Annotated in this window: 1 protein-coding gene; it reads right to left on the reverse strand. The window is 56.7% G+C overall.

The features are described from left to right. Positions 1-254: aminotransferase class III-fold pyridoxal phosphate-dependent enzyme (locus tag SB847_RS21645; RefSeq protein ID WP_410578751.1), on the reverse strand; the 254-nt coding region annotated here is incomplete at both ends.

A 254-nucleotide genomic window follows, 5' to 3' on the forward strand; every position in this document is an offset into this window, starting at 1 on the left:
GTTGCGGGAGAATAATATAGGGCGGCATCAGGTAAATCAGTTTGCCAAAAGGCCGGATCCAGACACCCTGTTCGACAAAGAATTTTTGCAGCGCCGCCATATTCACCGGACGAGTGGTTTCGACTACGCCGATTGCCCCCAGCACGCGCACATCGGCAACCATTTCGGCATCACGGGCGGGGGCAAGTTGCTCGCGCAGCTGTACTTCAATAGCCGCCACCTGTTGCTGCCAGTCGCCAGATTCGAGAATCGCC

Origin of the sequence: Bacillus sp. SIMBA_026 (genome assembly GCF_046535335.1) — a bacterium.
GTDB classification, from domain to species: Bacteria; Bacillota; Bacilli; order Bacillales; family Bacillaceae; genus Bacillus; species Bacillus velezensis.